Annotated in this window: 1 protein-coding gene; it reads right to left on the bottom strand. The window is 50.6% G+C overall.

What is annotated here, in order from left to right; all coding sequences use genetic code 11:
- Positions 1 to 1,241, bottom strand: a 1,241-nt coding sequence (locus GRP75_RS27360) for a DNA polymerase (protein ID WP_237449230.1), incomplete at both ends; no start/stop codon positions are given.

The raw sequence follows: 1,241 nt of genomic DNA, 5'->3' as shown, positions 1-1,241 counted from the left end.
GGGGCCAGCTTTTCCAGAACCTCCGCATCAGTCGAGTACCCCGTTTTCGTCTTTTTAATGACAGGCAAACCCAGTTTATCAAACAAGATCTCACCCAACTGCTTGGGCGAATTTAGATTGAACTCTACTCCGGCAATGCTGTAGATTTCACCCACCAACGTTGCAATCTGGGCTTCAAATTCTTTCCCCAAAGCGCGCAGTTCTTCTACGTTCACCAAGATGCCCTGCTTCTCCATATCCGCCAAAATGCGGGACAACGGCATCTCCAGCTCATGAAACAGCTTGTGCATTTCCGTTTTTTCCAGCTCCGCCTGCTGCACAGGCACCAAAGCTTCAATCACCGCTGCCTTACGCGCCACATGATCGGACAGTACATCCACGTCAGGGACTTTATATTTAGCTCCTTTGCCGAACACTTCTTCGTCTGGACGGATCGAAGACAAGCCATATTTGGCTGCCAATCCGCTCAATGTCTGGTTTGCATCGGTTGGGTCCAGCAAGTACCCTGCCAGTTGCACATCAAACTCGGCACCTGCAAACTCAATTCCATGCCAGTGTAAAGCCAAATCCGTTCGATGCAGATCATGACCGCGTTTTTTGCGTTCAGGGTCAGCAAGCCATGCGCGAATAGGTGTAGCTGCATCGCTTTGCAGTACATCCAGTGTCATAAAAAATTGCTGTCCCGTTGCGGCAAATATCAGACCTACAATGTCAGCATGATGCGGATTATCACCATGCGTCTCAACATGCAGCACATCCACACGATCTAACACTTCTACCAATTCGCTAATCCGCTGCTCATCCAGCACTGTTACGTCAGCCGCGGCTTCCTCTACGTCTACCCCAGTACTTCCAACCTCACCTGAAAAGGATAAACGCTCCAGCAAGGACTTGAACTCCAGCTTCGCCAGAGCTGGCCCGGCCGTTTCTGCTTGCAGCCCGCCGAAGGCCACATCTTCCAGCTGCTTGTCCAACGTTACATCCCGATAAATGGTCGCCAAATCTTTGCTCATTCGCGCATCGTCAGCATGTGTCTCTACACGTTCTTTCATTTTGCCCTTCAGCTCATTCGTGTGCGCCAGCACTTCTTCGACTGAACCGTATTGATGCAGCAGCTTGAGCGCTGTTTTTTCTCCCACGCCGGGAATACCAGGAATATTGTCCGACGTATCGCCCATCAGACCCTTAAGATCAATAATTTGCAGCGGCTTCAGGCCATATCGTTCCTGAATTTGCTCAGG

The organism is Paenibacillus sp. OT2-17, assembly GCF_009827695.1.
Lineage (GTDB): Bacteria > Bacillota > Bacilli > Paenibacillales > Paenibacillaceae > Paenibacillus > Paenibacillus polymyxa_B.
This window is presented reverse-complemented; position numbering and strand designations above follow the sequence as displayed.